The following is a 17555-nucleotide window of genomic DNA, read 5'->3' on the forward strand; positions in this document are numbered from 1 at the left end:
ACAAAAATTAAATGCTGTCATGAAAAGTTACCAGACGTTATGGAAAAAACTGGCCCTCTGCCTGATTTTCAGCAGTTATGCCATGGCCCTCTATGCCCAACACCCCGTCACCGGCAGGGTGAGCGCCGGCGACACCTCCTTACCAGGTGTTGTGGTGTACATAAAAGGCTCGGGCGCGAATACGCAAACCGACAACGACGGTCGGTTCTCCATCAATGCTCCCGCCGGAGCCACCCTTACCTTCAGTTTGATGGGCTACGCCAGTAAAGAAGTGCCGGTAAACAACCGGAGCACTATCAACGTGCAACTCGAATCTACCACCCAGGGACTGGGAGAAGTCGTAGTTGTAGGTTATGGCACCCAGAAAAGAAAAGACCTTACAGGCTCCATCGCCTCCTTAAATGCAAGCGCCTACAAGGACCAGCCGGTCCTCAATGCTTCCTCCGCCCTGCAGGGCAGGGTTGCTGGGGTGTCTGTAGCCAATAGTTCCGGCGCGCCGGGAGGTGCGGTAAAGATCCGCATCAGAGGGGCTAACTCTATCAATGCCAGCAACGACCCGCTGTATGTCATCGACGGGGTAGCACTGAGCAGCATCAGTATCAGCGACATCAACGTGAACGATATTGCGTCTATGGAAGTCCTGAAAGATGCTTCTGCCACCGCTATCTACGGATCCCGCGGCGCCAATGGGGTGATCATCATTACTACCAAGAGCGGCAAGGCGGGCGACATGCACCTGGAATACAACGGCTTCCTGAGCAGCAATTCCCCGATGAAGAAATATAAGCTGCTGGATGCAGTAGCATATGCCGAACAGGCCAATCATATTGCAGGCACAAATGTCTTCGCTGACCCATCCTCCTATGCAGGTAAAACCACCGATTGGCAGGATATGGTCTTCCATAACGGTACCACACAGAACCACCAGCTATCTGTGTCAGGTGGTACAGAAAAATCGCGCTATTATATCTCCGGATATTATGTAAATCAGTCAGGCCTCCTGCTGAACACTGACCAGGAGAAATTCGCATTGCGTGCCAACCTGGATAGCAAATTGAGCAAGAAAGTGAGCATAGGTGTAGGCATCTTCGCCGGACATTCCAACTCTCACAACAACGGCGACATAGGCGGCAAAGGCAATCCCGTAATGGCAGCCCTCGCATGGGCGCCCACTGAACCGGTATATGATTCCGGTACCCAGTACAACCGCTTCGCAATCTCTCCTATTTGGTCCAATCCCTATATGACTATCAAAGAAAGGAAAAACGATGTCTCGGCCAACTCAGTAGTGCTGAACGGGCGATTGAAATACGATATAACAGACTGGCTGTCCCTCAATGTAAACGTGGGACTCGACGCAAATATCGCCCGGACTGCCTACCTGAATAACGACTGGGTAAGCCCTGGTAATCCCGGCTCCGGTCAGAGCTCCCTGGAGAACTATACCATCCAGAACAGTAACTCGCTGACCTTCCACAAAAAGATCAATGAGAAGCATGACCTTACCGTAATGGGCATTGTGGAGGAAACCTCCAACAAGTACAATTCCTTTGCAGCTTCAGGTTCCGGCCTGACTTCCACTTCCAATGGTTATAATAACCTCGGATTGAACACTTCGCAGGGCATCTCTTCTACCTATACTAACTGGGCACTACTCTCTTATGTAGGCAGAGCCTCCTATACATTTAACGATAAATACCTCATTACCGCTACCTACCGCGCAGATGGTTCTTCCAAGTTCCAGAGCACTGCTAATAAATGGGGATACTTTCCTTCCGTTGGTCTTGGCTGGCGACTCTCTGAAGAGTCTTTCATCAAAGACCTTGGCATCTTCTCTAACCTGAAACTGCGCGGCAGCTGGGGTATCACAGGTAATCAGTCTATCAATCCCTACAGCAGCCTGGGCCTGCTCAACGGCATACAATACTCCTACGGCGGTACCACCCTTTACCAGGGCTATCTGCTGGGCAGTCCGAGCAATCCTGACCTGAAATGGGAAACGACCAAACAAACTGATATAGGACTGGATGTAGGCCTGCTTGGCGGACGAGTGAACATTGCTGCGGATTACTATAACAAACGCACCAAAGATCTGTTACTGCAGGTGCCTATTGCCAGCTACGACGGCGGTGGCACCATGTATAAAAACGTAGGCGTAGTGAATAACAAGGGCTTTGAATTCTTTGTTGAAATTGCCGCTGTGCAAAAGCATGATTTCTCCTGGACAGCCACTATCAACGCATCCACTTACAGGAACAGAGTAGTGAGCCTGGGTAAAGATTCTATCCTCTACCGTCCTGTTATCGGCGGAGGCCTGATCAATACCAATATACAGGTAGTGAAAACCGGTCAGCCGCTGGGTGCATTCTACCTGATTCCATGGCAGGGCGTTTACACTTCCGACGACAACACACTGGGATATAAAGCAGGCGACAACCATTACAGAGACGTAAGTGGTAATGGCTCTATCGGCTATGAAGACCGCGTGATTGCAGGCAGTGCCCTTCCTAAATTCCTGTGGGGCTTCAACAACAACTTCCATTACAAACAGTTCGAGCTGAATGTATTTGTACAGGCTTCACACGGTAACAAGATCTTCAACGCTACCTATGCAGGTATCGCAGCACCAACCAGTGATGTGAAATATCCTACACTGGCGGAATCTGCTAACTATGCCAGCAGCAAAAATCCCAACGCTGAATGGGCTGATCCTGCAAGCAAAACGAACCGCAGTTATGTTGAGTCAACTCAGTACCTGCAGGACGGTAGTTACGTACGACTGAAGAACGTAAGTCTTTCCTATTCACTACTGAAGAAGACCACCCGTTTTGCCGATATCCGGTTTACGCTGAGCGCACAGAACCTGTTCACCATCACCAAATATAAAGGGTATGATCCGGAAGCCACCTCTACTTCGGCCACCAGCGACGCTGATGCCGGTATTGACCTGGGTGCTTATCCGTCCCCACGCACTGTCACATTCGGGGTGAATATTTCTTTATAGTGATCACATTAAACACGTACAAAAATGAAACTACATAAAATCGCTCCGATGCTGTTGTTGCTGCTTACCTCCTGCAGCAAGGATTTCCTGAAGGAAGATCCGAGAAGCAACCTGACACCGGATAATTTCTATAAAACAGCCGACGACCTGAATATGGCCACCATCGGACTGTACACACAGATGAACGGCGCCTTCAATCAGTCAGCAGGCTTTTCCACCCTCTGGGGCGGAGACGACATCACCGTAGCCCGCGCAGGTAACAAGATCTCTTATTCTGATTTTGATACCTATCAGGCTACCTCTTCGAACGATCGTATGACGAACTGGTGGAGTTATTTCTATTCAACTATTAAGTCCAGCAATTCATTGATCAATAACTATCAGAACGCCACCGGGGCAACAGAAGATGCACGGAACCAGGCTGCAGGACAGGCTTACTTCTTCCGTGCATTGAGTTACTTCTTTCTTACCCGTACATGGGGCGAAGTACCTTTGATCACAGATAACAAGGTAGACTATACGAGAACTAAAGCAGCCCCTGCAGATATTTATGCACTGATAGTAGCCGACCTGCAGAAAGCAGAAACCATGTTGCCTGATGGCTGGGATGGCACTAAAAGACAGAGCGGCGTAGATATACCACCTACCCGCGGTTCAGCAAAAGCACTGCTGGCGAACGTATACCTGACCATGGCAGGCTGGCCGCTGAAACAAACAGACAAATATGCACTGGCAGCCGCCAAGGCCAAGGAAGTCATTGATAACAAGGCAACCTGGGGTTACGACCTCGTACCTAACTTTGCTGATCTGTGGAAGAAAACAGGCAAGTTCAATCACGAAACCGTATTCGGTTGCTACTATAATGTCAATGTATCCGGCTGGGCCTGGGAAAACTACAATATGCTTACACCCAACGCTTATGCCCCGGATGATGAAGGTGGCTGGGGCGATGGCTATGCAGAGATCAACTTCTACAAGAAATTCCCTGCTGGTCCGAGGAAAGATGCTACTTACCAGATGGTGTACTATCTGAACAATGATCCTAACAATGCCGTTGATTGGACCAAAGTGCAGCATAAACATCCTTACTTCTTCAAGTTCCGTGATGACGACGCCTTCAATCCGACAAACCATGTAAACAACAACTGGATAGGCGGGCATACCGTTCCCGTGATCCGTTACGCAGAAGTGCTGCTGACCTACGCCGAAGCACAGGCCATGTCAGCCGCTCCGGATGCTACCGCATATGCCGCTATTAACCTTGTCAGGAAAAGGGCTGGTCTGTCTGATCTTGTTGCCGGACTATCACAATCCGCCTTCCGCGATTCAGTGATTGCAGAGCGTGGCTGGGAGTTTGCCGGTGTAGAACCAGCAGCACGCTGGTATGATCTGATACGTACAGAAACAGTAAAGAAGGCTAATTCAGACAGGGATCCATCAGAGGAAGCCCTGAAGAATATTCCTGACGATGCAACGCATACTTTTTACTGGGCGCCAATACCTATCGGCGATCAGCAACTGAATTCAAACCTCTGATAGTATGAAAATAATTATGGCCCTATGGCTAACGATGCTGCTGATAGCGGCATCTGCGACAGGCTTTGCCCAACAGCAAACGTCCATTGTTCCGGGAGCAGTATGGACAGATACAGATGGCAATCCAATCAATGCACACGGTGGTGGTATGTTGTATTACGCAGGTACCTGGTACTGGTACGGCGAAATAAAGAAAGGCGAGACATGGAGAGTGCCCGGCTCCAACTGGGAGAACAACCGGGTAAATGCAGGAGGTGTATCCTGCTACTCATCAAAAGATCTGTTGCATTGGAAATATGAAAGTGTCGCCCTGGCACCAGATAAAACCGATAGCTCGGCAGACTTACACATCAGCAAGGTAATAGAAAGGCCAAAGGTGATCTATAATAAAAAGACTGGCAAATTCGTCATGTGGATGCATATAGATTCCCAGGACTACAGCTACGCTCGTTCGGGCGTAGCCGTAGCCGACAAACCTGAAGGCCCTTTCCGCTATATCGGCAGCGAACGGCCCAACGGCAATATGGCCAGGGACATGACCATTTTCCAGGATGATGACGGTAAGGCCTATCACTTCTATTCATCAGAAGAGAACCAAACCATGCACATCTGCGAATTGTCAGACGATTACCTTTCGCACACCACAAATGATCGCCGCATACTGGTACAGCGCGCCAGAGAAGCGCCGGCTGTCTGTAAATACAATAACCGCTTTTACCTGTTCACATCTGGTTGTACCGGCTGGTCGCCCAATGCGGCGTCTTATGCAGTAGCCGATAGTATTATGGGTACATGGATAGAACATTCCAATCCTTGCCATGGTGCAGATGCAGACAGTACCTTTCATGCCCAAAGCACATTTGTACTGCCGGTAACCGGACAAGCGAATGCATTCATCTTTATGGCGGATAGATGGAATAAAAATGACCTTGAAACATCACGTTATATATGGCTGCCGCTGATATTTAATCCGGAAGGTACGCCACACGTGCAATGGAAGGATGAGTGGAAGTTGAGCGGAATAACAAGTAATTGATAGATTGATAGTATGGTTGGAGGGTTACTTATTGCGTCTGCAATTGGTAACCCTTCTCTTATTTTATCACAGAAAGAACCTTGGGATTTCGTGGCGCATTCAAACCTTCATAGCAGCAAACTTTGTTAATCCATCAACCCCTTCCCATCAAGAATTTGCGGCATGCACTTCTCAACCCTCGACGCTCTCGTTTTTGATTGCTTAGGTGCAGAAAAATGAAGCAGATATGCTCTCTGACGTCCCGGGGTTAGTGCTTCAAAAGCAGTTTTCAAAGCGGGGTTCTTATCTAATTGCTGTTGGAATTCCTCCGCAACTGCAAACTCTGTCGTCTTTTTATACTCAACCTTCAATCCCGCTCTTTCGACTTCAATCGCCTCATAAATATAGGATTTCAGGGTCCGCGCGATCCCAACTACTTCCTTAACATTGGTGAATCTGATCTGGCGCGTTGCCTGCGTATTCTCCGTTTGCTGGATCAACACACTTTCCGGGTCACTCAACAAAGCGCCCTTGAAAAACAGGATCGCACAGTATTCCTTAAATGTATGTATCAGCACTACATTATTCCCCTCGTACGTATAACAGGGTGTCCCCCATTTGAATTCCTCATTCAGCTGACAATCAAGAATAATCGCTCTCAATTTCTCTAATTCTTTCTCCCATTGAGATTTGGCTATGTATGCGTCAACTTTGGAATGCATGCTATGATGTATTGGTTAAATGATAATCCTTCTAATCCTGTTATCTCGAATACTACAGCCAGGATCTGAAGTATCAGCAGGGGAATACAGTAAATTCCCCCTGCTGATATACTGCTACAAATATATACGTAGTTATTTAACTACGCAAGCATTTATAGTTTCAGGAAATTATCAAGTCCCGCTTTTTCTAAATCTTCACTTTATACACGGTATAAGGAGAAGTTCGTTTATCTATCCCGTTATTATACTGAGGCTGTTTCTGTATCTGTGAACAGCTTACATACAGATAGCCATCCGCGATCGAATAACTATCTGGCCATATAAGCCGGTCGTCCTGTACAAGGGTCGTCATCTTCAATGTTGAATCCAGTTTCACCAGCCGGTATCGCTGCAGATCTCCGAGGTACAGATTACCCTTTTTATCGAAGATCATACCATCAGTAGTGGTAAAATGTCCGAGATCTTCTACCTTACTACCCAGATCAGCATCATTCATACTCCAATCACGCAGGTATTCCGTTTTGATCCTGTAGAGCTTATCATCCGAAAGTGGTTTGTAATACAGCCATTCACCATCAGGCGTTAACGCAATACCATCAGAATTGAATTTAGCGGGTCTGCCATCCTTCATTAACTCCCGGCCATCAATGACAAACTTATACGCCGGATCTGATATCGTAGAATAATGCGCCTGCAGCACTCTTCTCATTTGTCCGTCAGCCAGGTTTACAACAATAATCCCTCCTCCTTTCGATTCCGTCAGGTAAGCATACTGACGGGCTACATCCACGCGCACATCATTGACATACGAAGTATCCGCCACGATATCCATAAACGAATAAGTACGCACTACTGTATTATTCCTCTTATCCATCTTTACCAGCTTAGCCCCATTCCCCTGGATCGTCTGCAATCTGGGAGCTGCAGGGTCCAGTATCCATAATTCCCCTGCATTATCAAAATAAACAGACTGTACACATACCCATTTATCCTGTCCGGACAATCCATGCTGCCATTGCTGCATCTCTTCGTTCGGATAAGGTATTTTACCAGTCCTGCCTTCTGTTACCACAACAGCATATTGATAAATATCTGACCAGCGGGGATAGTTAACCAGCATACGTCCGCCCTCCTCTTTAGCGACGCCTGTTAGCTGGTAGGTATTATCCTCAAAAACCAGTTGCAAGCCGTGATTATCATCAGGATTGTTATCATCAGAACAGGCTGCCGCCAGCAACCCGGCCAACAGCAAAAACAGTACAGTATAATGTTTCATAAGAATGTGTTTTAAGAGATCATAATCGGATCACATCATCTTCGGAAACATTGTGCCAACACACCATCCCTGCAGGCGCCTGGCTATGATGTAGCCTTCTTTGCCCGCTACACAATATTGATGTGGCAATTACTCTCATACAACAGCAGGAACAGCATTTACAACGCTCCTCCAATTATAAAAATGGTCAGCAGTAGAAGGGGCCTCATTCATTAAAAGAATAGTAAATAGAAATATTTACACTTCTCCTTCATGTTATATTCTGACAAGTATTTATATTACATCTACAATAATCCACTATGAAAAAACAGTTACATATTATTCCGGTAATCCTTCTTGCCTTAATTTCAATGAGCGCTATGAAGTTCACAAAAGTGTATATCTGTAAGTCCCCCACCAGTTATTCCTACCACAAAGGATATTGCGATGGGTTGAAGCGGTGTACACACGATATCGATTCGGTTACAGTACAGGAAGCCAAAGCCATGGGGAAAGATCATCCATGCGGGTATTGCTACCACTGAATGCTGGTGAATCGGTTTGAACTAAAATCGCCTCCCCCAATAAACCCTCCGCTACATCCCCTACTCACTCCAAAACAACAAAACAAAAATCACAAATTCCCCAATTTCCCGTATCTTCAATCAACTCAAAATCAAACCATTAATGCCCAGACAAAACAGCATTATTCCATTATCCGGTCGCATGGCCGACCTCGTTTATTACTACCGGAAAGACAAACGCGGTAGAAAGAACTACTACGTCCGGCGGGCGCCGGAAGACGTCCACCAGACCGCTGCCACAAAAAAGACAGCCTCCGACTTCGGTACCGCCAGTAAAGCCAGTCGCCTGATCCGTCAGGCACTAAAGCCATATACCTGCAAGTACAAAGACGAGAGCCTCCACTACCGTCTGAACACCGTATTGGCGGATATTCTCCGCAAGGACACAGCACGTCCCGCCGGAGAGAAAAGACTTCTCCCGGAAAATATGTCCGCCTTAACCGGCTTCCGGTTCAACAGCGAAACACGTGTCCCAAAAATGGACTATGTGAACATAGAAAAGGATGAAATGCTCCGTGTAAAGATACCCGGTACTAATAAAGACATGACCGCAAAGCTCATCGCCTTATCCATCGATTTTGAGAAAGAAAAGGTCGACCTCCGGGTCACTGAGGCCATGACAATCAAAGAAACAACAACCATTACCCTCGAAAGGAGCAATAACCTTACTATACTCCTGCTCGAAGTACACCAGGCTTTAGACATCATCGGCGTCCTGGAACCCGCCCCCATACCACCACAGACCCGGGTCAGACCAATATTACAGGTCCAACCTAAGTCCATATCAAAGCCGTCCTTACTTCACCCTTACGCCTACCCAAAGCCGGGTAAAAGGCGTCATATTACCGGTCGCTTAACCCGACAGCGATCCCCATTTCCAATCCTCTCAGCTCCGCCAAGCCCTTTAAACGGCCTATCGCCGAGTAACCGGGGTAGGTAGTTTTGGCAAGATCGTCCAACATCTGGTGACCATGATCCGGTCGCATAGGAAGCGTATGCCCTTTCCTTTGCATTAACAGCACTAATTCCTTCACCACGGCATACATATCGACAATCCCATCCAGGTGGTCCGATTCAAAGAAGTTCCCCGCTGCATCCTGCTGGGTATTACGCAGGTGAACGAAGTGAATACGATCCCCGAACCGACGTACCATCTCCGGCAAATGATTATCCTTTCTCACCCCAAAAGACCCTGTACAGAAACATAATCCATTCGCAGGTATTGGAACAGCATTCAATAAGGCCTCCACATCATCAGCAGTACTCAATATACGCGGCAGTCCCAGCACAGGAAAAGGTGGATCATCCGGATGAATAGCCAGCTGCAATCCCGCAGCTTCCGCTACAGGTGCCACTTCCCGGAGGAAAAAATACAGGTGCTCCCGTAACCTGGCAGCATCGATCCCCTTATAAGTATCCAGTGCTGCCAGCACTTCAGCCGCCGTAAAAGGCACATCACTACCCGGCAAACCTAATAAGGCATTCTTGTAAAGCCGCGTCTTTTCTTCCTCATTCATACGCCCAAGCAAAGCCTTAGCAGCTTCAATCTCGGCGGAAGTATAGTCCTTGGCTGCCCCCGGTCTTTCCAGCATGAACAGGTCAAAAGCAATGAACGCTGAGCGCTCATAACGCAAGGCCCTACTGCCATCCGGCAAAGTGTAGTTCACATCGGTCCGCACCCAGTCGAGTACCGGCATAAAATTGTACGTCACCACCTTCAACCCACATTTCGCAACATTCAACAGACTCTCCTTATAGTTGGCAATATGCCGCAGATAATCACCGGATTGCTTTTTAATATCCTCACTTACAGGCAAGCTTTCAATCACCGTCCATTCCATTCCGGCAGCAGCGATATCTTCCTTGCGTTTAAGGATCTCCGGTACTGACCATACCTCTCCCACTGGTATGTGATGCAAGGCAGTCACCACACCCGTACATCCCGACTGTCTGATATCCCATAAGCTCACCGGATCATTAGGGCCGAACCAGCGCATTGTTTTCTCCATCAATAACATTAGCTATAGTATTATGCTTAATTAAACGAATTTTTATGCTGATTTCTCCCGGACCTACTGGTGTCATTCCTACATGCACACGGACATACCTATCAAGGGCAATGCCTGCAGCATCATGCTACAGGCATTTTATTTACCCTATCCTATAAAAACCTTCAGCAAAAATCAATCAATATCCCTGATTCTGATACTGTGCTTTATTCATATCCGCCACTGCATCCAGCTGCCCTTTTGGGATAGGCCGCAACACATGAAAATCTTTGATACCATTCGCCGCATCCGGATTATACAATTTCACCCTTTCAACCAGCTTACCACGCACTGCCAGGTCAGGCCAGCGCATGCTTTCACCACACAACTCACGGGTACGCTCATCAAGAATGAAATCCAGTGTGATCTGCGCCACATCATTTACTTTAATGGCATTATAACGGTTTGTTACTTCATCAGGACTCAATCCCGGACGATAAGCCGCTCTCTGTTTTAACACATTGATCAGGCCCACTGCATCCGCAGGATGATTATCGCCCAGTGCTGCCTCTGCCGCGAGCAGGTATACTTCGGATAATTTGCTGACTACAAAAGGCCTTCCACCCTGGTCGTTCGCCGCAAGTTTACCAGGATCTTCATACTTACTCAGACTTGGGTACATATTCCTTGTCACCACCGGATCGATTGACCCGCCAATCAGGTAAAACTCACGCGGAGCGATCACACGATATGGTTTTAGCTTCGGTCCCGCAGGCGATATACCATTCAGTGAATCAGCAATACGATCCGTCTTTGCCAGGATGAAGGCAGTATCTACATTCGCTGTGAACCCGCCGCCTGTCTGCGAAGCGACATACACCGTACGGAATGAACCATCATAACGGCTGTCATTTGTCTTATCCGCAAAGGCAACATTATACAGCCAGGGCGTAGGACAAAAACGTCTGATCGGACGGCCATACTGCACCGTTCTTGTACCAACCGGCTGCGTAGTGGAAGTAGCCAGCGGCGCTCTCACAGAAGTATAATCTCCCACAAAATCATTGTTGGCATCAATACCCTTTGTACCACCAATGCCGTTTGGATTACCCACCTCATTTGCGTTATTATTACCCGGAATACGCTCTACTGAATAGAGTATCTCCGAATTATAATCATTCCCCGGCCTGTGCACATCTGCATAGTTCTGCTGCAGCGCTACACCGTATAATGCCTGGTTATTGATCAGCTGCATCGCCGTATTATAGGCATTCGTGAAATCTGAGGGCTGTTTTGCCGCGGAATAGGCCCGGTGGATATAAGCCTTCGCCAGCAGATGTAAAGCGGCTGCTTTGGACAGTTTAAAGGCATTAGCAGGCCTTTTGTCCGGCAGGTTCTGACTGGCAAAAATAAGATCATCTATAATAGCGTTGTAATCCTTCACCAGCACATCTGCTACCGGTAACCTGTTGAAACCCTGGAAAGCCACTTCATTGAATTTCAGTTCTCCGCTTCCCAGATCTAATGGCACTGCGCCAAACTGCTGCACCAGCAACATATAATACTGCGCCCTTAAGAACCGCGCTTCTCCGAGTATCACCTTCCGCTGATCATCACTGATAGGTACTTCCGGCGCATATTGTACCACGGCATTCGCCAGGTTGATATTCGAATAATTCCTGTTCCAGGGAGTCTGGATAGCACCGTTTGCGAAGTCCAGCGTATAATTACCCAATGTCAGGAAATCCTGTGTACCACCCGCGCCATTCCTCGGCTGCTCCGCATAGGTATATTCATCTGTTCCATCTACAGTAATGGCCACAGCTCCCTCCGGACCAAAGTCATATCGCATACCAGAGTACAATGCGTTCACCGCATTCTGCAAACCAGCCGGCGTCTTGAAATATGCTACGGAAAATACCGTATACGGATGCTCCTCCAGTTTCTTGTTGCAGCCGGTCACTGTCAGCAGTAATCCTCCGGCCATCATCGTCATCAACTTATATATAGGCTTCATATGCATGCAAATGATTTAAAGTGAGATATTCGCGCCAAGCGTAAAAGTCCTCGTAGGTGGTGTGCTCGCGCCTAAGGTGATAGAACCGTTACCATTCGTGTTTGAACGGATATTACCCGGATCAGCCACACCCTGTGTACCGGTACCTGTTCCTTCAGGATCTATGCCTGTCTGACGCTTGAATGGTGAGAACAAGGTAGCCACATTATCTACCGTAAAATAGAAGCGGATAGCCTGCGCATTCAGTCGCTTCAGCAACTCCGGACTAAACGTATACCCCAGGTTGATGCTCCTGATCTTCACGAAAGTTGCATCATAATAACCCAGCGTCGTCCATGCCGTACTGATACTGCTGATATTCGCCTGTGGTTTCGGGAACCAGTTGGAAGGATTATTCTCCGTCCAGTAATCCACCTTGATACCATTACGTTTACCATCCATTACCGTCAGGTAAGCAGCATTCGGCTGATGCACCTGGCTAATCAGCATTCCACCGAAACGTGCATACATCACTATACTCAGGTCAATACCTTTATAAGCAAATCTGTTGGTCAATCCACCCTGCAAACGCGCATCCATACTACCAATCACATACCTGTCGTACAGGGCACTGATCTGACCATCAGGTTTTCCATCCGGACCACCATGATCTTCAAACTTGATCTGTCCCGGTACAGCACCAAATTTCGCAGCTTCAGCAGCCTCACTGGTCTGCCAGATGCCTAACTTCTTGTAATCATAAATAGCCGACATCGGGTGACCAACAAACAACTGGTTAGCCACATCCTGCGTCACCTGGTTACTTAATTTCAGGACCTTGTTCCTGTTGAAGAAGAGGTTCAGATCAGTCGTCCAGGAGAAACCACTCTTTGATCTGACATTGACAGATGATATGGAAAACTCCATACCCTTATTCTGCATCTCACCGATATTCGTCTGATAAGCGCCCGCCACACCTGAAGTAGGCGGCAAGGTTACACTATACAAAATCCTGTTAGTCTTGGCATAGTAATAATCTACACTACCAGTCAGTCTGTCGTTAAACAGACCAAAGTCCACACCTATATTACGTGTCTGTGTATACTCCCACTGCAGATTCGGATTAGGCAGTGTATTCACCTGGTACCCCGTCACAATGGTGCCGCCATAGTTATACCTGATCACATTACCCGGCGCTGTCAGAAAATTATTATTCGTCACGAGTCCGAGCGATGCATAAGGATTAACAGCCTGGTTGGATGTTTGTCCCCAGCCAGCGCGCAGCTTCAGGTTAGACAGATACTTCACCTTACTCATAAATGCTTCCTTACTGATATTCCAGCCTGCGGATACCGCCGGATAGGAATGCCATTTCCGGCCTGGCGCTAATCTCGAAGAACCATCCATACGGCCGGTCAGTGTCAGCATATAACGGTCATCATATACATAGTTGACCCTCGCCATGTAAGACAACAGCGCCCATGAACTTTCTCCGCCACTCACAACAGCTGCCGGCGTTACATTGGATTGTGCCAGGTTATAGAATTGTACAAAATCTTCATTGATAGAATCTTTAGATACCTGTGTATTATGTGTATGGTTCTCCTGTATACTGTATAATCCTGTAAAGTTGATACGATGTTTCTGTGCGATGGTCTTGTCGTAGTACAGGAGATGTTCCAGCGTATATCCCCACGATTCTTCATTATTGACAGAAGCAGTATTTCCTTTGAAACCGCGGAAGAACGCAGGATTGGTAGGTGTATTCGCACTCTGGAACTGGTCGCTTTCCTGCTGACGGTAACTCAGACCCAGGTTCACCCGGTAACGCAGTCCATCCAGTATCTCATATTCGCCATAGAGACTGTTGTTGGTAGTCAGCCTGCGCACCTTATCCACCCAGTTATTGTTGTTATGTTTCAGCAAGAGCGCACTATAAGTCGGGTAGTTATTATCATCGATATTACCATTCGGTAATGGAATCACAGCGCCGGTGCTGTCATATGCCGGCATCAGCGGACTCATTGCCAGTGTCGGGAACATTGTAGCAGCAGCCACAAACTGCGAACCATTGGTAACACCCACCTGGTTAAGGGTACTGATACCCACTTTGATGCGTTTACCGATACGTGAATCAATAGTAGCCCTTAATGAATAACGTGTAAAATCCTGTCCTGGCAGCACTGCGTCTTCTTTATAATAACCACCACCGAGGGAGAAGTTGTTACCACCATGGCCGCCACTTACAGTGATATTATGGTTAGTACGATATCCTGAACTATACATCAGGTCCTGCCAGTCAGTCGTTCTACCGCTGGCGATAGATTTCTGTTCTTCCGGCATATAACCCTGTCCCCAGGTAGAAGTATTACGCATAGCCTGGTATTCCTGTGCATTGAATACAGGATATTTGTTAGCCACGGTACTGATACCATGATAACCGCTGTAAGCGATCCTGGTATCGCCGCTCTTACCACGTTTAGTTGTAACGATGATCACACCATTAGCGCCCCTGGAGCCGTAGATAGCAGTAGCAGAAGCATCTTTGAGCACATCAATGGAAGCAATATCATCCGGGTTCAGATCATTGAGGGTACCTTCAAAAGGAATACCGTCTACCACAAACAATGGCTCATTGGAACCGCTGATAGACCTTGTACCCCTTACCCTGATCTGGGCGCCGGAACCGGGCGTAGTGCCGGCACGCTGAATTTCCAGACCAGCCGCACGTCCCTGCAATGCCTGCTGCAGGTTGGCTGCCGGTACTTCACGCAGCGTTGTTTCATTCACAGAAACGATCGACCCGGTCACGTCTTTCCGTTTCTGTGTACCATATCCCACTACGACCACTTCACCGATATCTTTTGCCACAGGCAGCAGTTGTACATTCACTTCTGTTCTGCCGCCCACAGCCACTTCCTTTTCTCCGAATCCTATACTTGATACTACAAGCACAGCCTGAGGGCCGGCTGCAATGGTAAACTCTCCGTTAACATTGGTCACAGTACCATTTGCAGTTCCTTTTACCTGTACTGTTGCCCCCATAATTGCTGTCCCCAGGTCACTGATAACCCTGCCTTTAATTGTTTTATCCTGCTGCGCAAAACTCACCGCAGGAAAGGTAAGCTGGCAAAAGAGCATTACGACCGCCCAGAAGGCCGTATACTGCCACCATTTACCCCTAAAGCATTGTAGATGTAGATTGACCATTTTCCCTTATTTGATTGATGTAAATGAAATCGGTTGTAATGAACAATAAGTCAATACCAGCTTTGATTACACACAATAAGTACCGTATAGCCCGCAGGACTATTCAACAAGTGAACTACCAGTAGTTACGAAGTCACAGTAAAGGGCCGCTTATAGCCATAGGCAGGCGGGAAATGAGCTGTCTGTTTTTCATTAAACCATTGGCACTAGCCTTCTTTCGTTTATTTCGTGGAACCCTTGAAAATGTGCTTTACATAGTGGAATCTTTAAATCAGTCTTTTCACACAACGAATATAGTACTTTTCATAAAAAATACAACCGATTGTATTTTTTACATCAGATATTTCTACTTTTATTTGCACGGGAAACATTTTTGTCATGTCAGAAGAAAAAGAAATCACGATCTACGATATAGCGAAGCATCTGAACATTTCACCTACAACAGTGAGTCGTGGGTTGAAAGACCACCCGACTATTAATATCAAGACCCGTAAAAAGATCGCTGAAGCGGCCCGCCAGCTGGGCTATCGCTCCAACACCTTTGCCAGCAGCCTGCGTAGCAAACGTACCCAGACACTGGGCGTTATTGTACCAAGACTGAATAGTAGTTTCATGTCGTCTGTACTGGCGGGCATGGAAAACGCCGCCAGCAGGGAGGGATATAACCTGATCATCGCGCAATCCCTGGAGCAGGCAGACAAGGAAATGGAGAACGTACTGACAATGTTCAATAAAAGAGTGGATGGATTGCTGGTATCCCTGGCTCATAGCTCAGAGAACGTCCGGCATTTCGATATGTTCTTTAATAAGAAGATCCCGGTTATCTTCTTTGACCGTGTAGCCCCTCATCCCGACAGTACCAGTATCATTATAGATAACTTCACTGCTGCCTACCAGGTCACCAGGCACCTCATTATGCAGGGTCACAAACGCATTATGCACCTGGGCGGCAATATGTTACTGAATGTATATTCGGAAAGATTGAGAGGCTACAAACAGGCCTTACAGGACCATAAACTGCACTTTGACGAGAAGCTGGTCATAACAGGCAACCTGACTGAGGAATGCGGTACTGACACCGCCAAACAGCTCCTGAAGTTGAAACCCAAAGACCGACCAGAAGCAGTATTCTCTGCCAACGACACTGCAGCCGTATACTGCATGATCGCCCTCAAGAACGCGGGTATCAACATCCCCGAAGACATCGCCTTCGCCGGCTTCAATAATGACCCAATCAGCAGGGTCATAGAGCCTAATCTGACCACCGTCAACTATCCTGGCTACAACATGGGCCAAGCGGCCGTTACCAGCCTGGCCAACCACCTCAACGGTGATACCAATATTACCAATACGAATACGATTGTACTGAGATCTGAACTGATTATCAGGGCGTCTTCAGGGAAGAGGAAATGACAGGAACACAACTAACTAACTAACTAACTAACTAACTAACTAACTAACTAACTAACTAACTAACTAACTAACCAAGTATAGTACATTTGCTGAGATACTCCCTATTGAAAAACAATGTATAATGCCCTGTTTCCCGCAGTTCCATCGTCGCAACATTCAGCTCCCACACAGCTGCATCAAGAAAGGGTATGTTCATTAACAACTCAACTGTGAACGCATCTTTCTGACGAATATCAAATACAGGACTCGTATCAATAGTAGTGACAACACCCTCATCCCAGACCGTTATTTCGAAATCGCCCGCCATTACAGCCCACCTTTCATCTTCACTGATCAGGCCACAGGTCGGATTTCCATAAAACCAGTTCAGGAACGTTACCTCCCTGGTCTCTAAATGAAGTAAATACGCATTCTCAGAGATACTAACCATTCTAAGGTTCTTGCCCATGATATACTTATCCGACCCACCAAGCGTAAAATAAGCATTATATAAATTCGTAAACAATTCACACATAAGGGCCGCAAGTTAATACATCTTCTCTTTTTTGCGTATACCTGCCGTATGTAATTCCGGCTATAAACAACGTAATCCTGACGGAGTTGATTGGTGTTTTGTTGGGAGAACCGCATTCTCAGCGCACCGCATTACCGGGCACCGCTCGTATTACCCGGGGGATCGTCGGCATTACCGGGGGGCCGTATTACCCGGGGTTAGAAACCCCGGGCTACAAACAACGCAACCCCTAACGGGGTTGATTGATGTTTTGCTGTAATTACCGTATTCCCACGTACGTCCACATCCGGGGGGATTATTCGCATTACCCGGGGGATC

11 protein-coding genes are annotated in these 17555 nt (G+C 47.4%); 5 read left to right on the plus strand and 6 right to left on the minus strand.

The genetic code is table 11. From position 1 onward, the window contains the following. Positions 1-19 precede the first annotated feature (19 nt). From BLR32_RS07760 to BLR32_RS07770, 3 genes are read left to right on the plus strand one after another with little or no spacing between them, the layout of a single operon-like run. Positions 20-3004 carry a SusC/RagA family TonB-linked outer membrane protein gene (locus BLR32_RS07760; protein WP_089830327.1) on the plus strand — a complete coding sequence of 995 codons (2985 nt, stop codon included), beginning with the start codon at positions 20-22 and terminating at the stop codon, positions 3002-3004. 24 nt (positions 3005-3028) lie between these two features. Further along, positions 3029-4540 (plus strand): RagB/SusD family nutrient uptake outer membrane protein, encoded by a 1512-nt coding sequence (locus tag BLR32_RS07765; RefSeq protein ID WP_089830329.1) that lies wholly within the window; start codon positions 3029-3031, stop codon positions 4538-4540. 4 nt (positions 4541-4544) lie between these two features. Further along, positions 4545-5576 (plus strand): glycoside hydrolase family 43 protein, encoded by a 1032-nt coding sequence (locus BLR32_RS07770; RefSeq protein WP_089830331.1) that lies wholly within the window; start codon positions 4545-4547, stop codon positions 5574-5576. A gap of 125 nt (positions 5577-5701) precedes the next feature. On the opposite strand, the gene BLR32_RS07775 is transcribed toward BLR32_RS07770, so the two are convergent. After that, entirely contained in the window at positions 5702-6277 is a 576-nt protein-coding gene (locus BLR32_RS07775; protein WP_089830333.1) for a YdeI/OmpD-associated family protein, read from the minus strand. Positions 6278-6464: 187 nt separating this feature from the next. Beyond that, complete coding sequence (locus BLR32_RS07780) at positions 6465-7553, minus strand: L-dopachrome tautomerase-related protein (protein WP_089830335.1); 1089 nt, start codon at positions 7551-7553, stop codon at positions 6465-6467. A 666-nt stretch (positions 7554-8219) separates the two neighbouring features. Between BLR32_RS07780 and BLR32_RS07785 the strand changes: the two genes are divergently transcribed. Further along, positions 8220-9056, plus strand: coding sequence for a hypothetical protein (locus BLR32_RS07785; protein WP_143011389.1), 837 nt, complete (start codon positions 8220-8222; stop codon positions 9054-9056). On the opposite strand, the gene uxuA is transcribed toward BLR32_RS07785, so the two are convergent. From uxuA to BLR32_RS07800, 3 genes are all read right to left on the minus strand, one after another. After that, positions 8959-10125 carry a mannonate dehydratase gene (gene uxuA / locus BLR32_RS07790; protein ID WP_218124160.1) on the minus strand — a complete coding sequence of 389 codons (1167 nt, stop codon included), beginning with the start codon at positions 10123-10125 and terminating at the stop codon, positions 8959-8961. The genes BLR32_RS07785 and uxuA overlap by 98 nt on opposite strands. A gap of 178 nt (positions 10126-10303) precedes the next feature. Next, complete coding sequence (locus BLR32_RS07795) at positions 10304-12121, minus strand: RagB/SusD family nutrient uptake outer membrane protein (protein ID WP_176842200.1); 1818 nt, start codon at positions 12119-12121, stop codon at positions 10304-10306. Positions 12122-12136: 15 nt separating this feature from the next. Further along, positions 12137-15310: a SusC/RagA family TonB-linked outer membrane protein gene (locus BLR32_RS07800; protein ID WP_089830345.1), complete on the minus strand. Its 3174-nt coding sequence runs from the start codon at positions 15308-15310 to the stop codon at positions 12137-12139. 378 nt (positions 15311-15688) lie between these two features. On the opposite strand from BLR32_RS07800, the gene BLR32_RS07805 reads away from it, so the two are divergent. Beyond that, entirely contained in the window at positions 15689-16723 is a 1035-nt protein-coding gene (locus tag BLR32_RS07805) for a LacI family DNA-binding transcriptional regulator (protein WP_089830348.1), read from the plus strand. A gap of 67 nt (positions 16724-16790) precedes the next feature. Here BLR32_RS07805 and BLR32_RS07810 read toward each other — a convergent pair whose 3' ends face one another. Further along, positions 16791-17237, minus strand: coding sequence for a hypothetical protein (locus BLR32_RS07810; RefSeq protein ID WP_089830350.1), 447 nt, complete (start codon positions 17235-17237; stop codon positions 16791-16793). Positions 17238-17555: the final 318 nt, after the last annotated feature.

The organism is Chitinophaga filiformis, assembly GCF_900102545.1.
Lineage (GTDB): Bacteria > Bacteroidota > Bacteroidia > Chitinophagales > Chitinophagaceae > Chitinophaga > Chitinophaga filiformis.

What these genes read in the sequence shown, in the direction of transcription:
- BLR32_RS07810 (WP_089830350.1), bottom strand. Translation starts at nt 17,237, where the DNA reads ATGTGTGAATTGTTTACGAATTTATATAATGCTTATTTTACGCTTGGT.
- BLR32_RS07795 (WP_176842200.1), bottom strand. Translation starts at nt 12,121, where the DNA reads ATGAAGCCTATATATAAGTTGATGACGATGATGGCCGGAGGATTACTG.
- BLR32_RS07775 (WP_089830333.1), bottom strand. Translation starts at nt 6,277, where the DNA reads ATGCATTCCAAAGTTGACGCATACATAGCCAAATCTCAATGGGAGAAA.
- BLR32_RS07785 (WP_143011389.1), top strand. Translation starts at nt 8,220, where the DNA reads ATGCCCAGACAAAACAGCATTATTCCATTATCCGGTCGCATGGCCGAC.
- BLR32_RS07760 (WP_089830327.1), top strand. Translation starts at nt 20, where the DNA reads ATGAAAAGTTACCAGACGTTATGGAAAAAACTGGCCCTCTGCCTGATT.
- BLR32_RS07805 (WP_089830348.1), top strand. Translation starts at nt 15,689, where the DNA reads ATGTCAGAAGAAAAAGAAATCACGATCTACGATATAGCGAAGCATCTG.
- uxuA (WP_218124160.1), bottom strand. Translation starts at nt 10,125, where the DNA reads ATGGAGAAAACAATGCGCTGGTTCGGCCCTAATGATCCGGTGAGCTTA.
- BLR32_RS07770 (WP_089830331.1), top strand. Translation starts at nt 4,545, where the DNA reads ATGAAAATAATTATGGCCCTATGGCTAACGATGCTGCTGATAGCGGCA.
- BLR32_RS07780 (WP_089830335.1), bottom strand. Translation starts at nt 7,553, where the DNA reads ATGAAACATTATACTGTACTGTTTTTGCTGTTGGCCGGGTTGCTGGCG.
- BLR32_RS07765 (WP_089830329.1), top strand. Translation starts at nt 3,029, where the DNA reads ATGAAACTACATAAAATCGCTCCGATGCTGTTGTTGCTGCTTACCTCC.
- BLR32_RS07800 (WP_089830345.1), bottom strand. Translation starts at nt 15,310, where the DNA reads ATGGTCAATCTACATCTACAATGCTTTAGGGGTAAATGGTGGCAGTAT.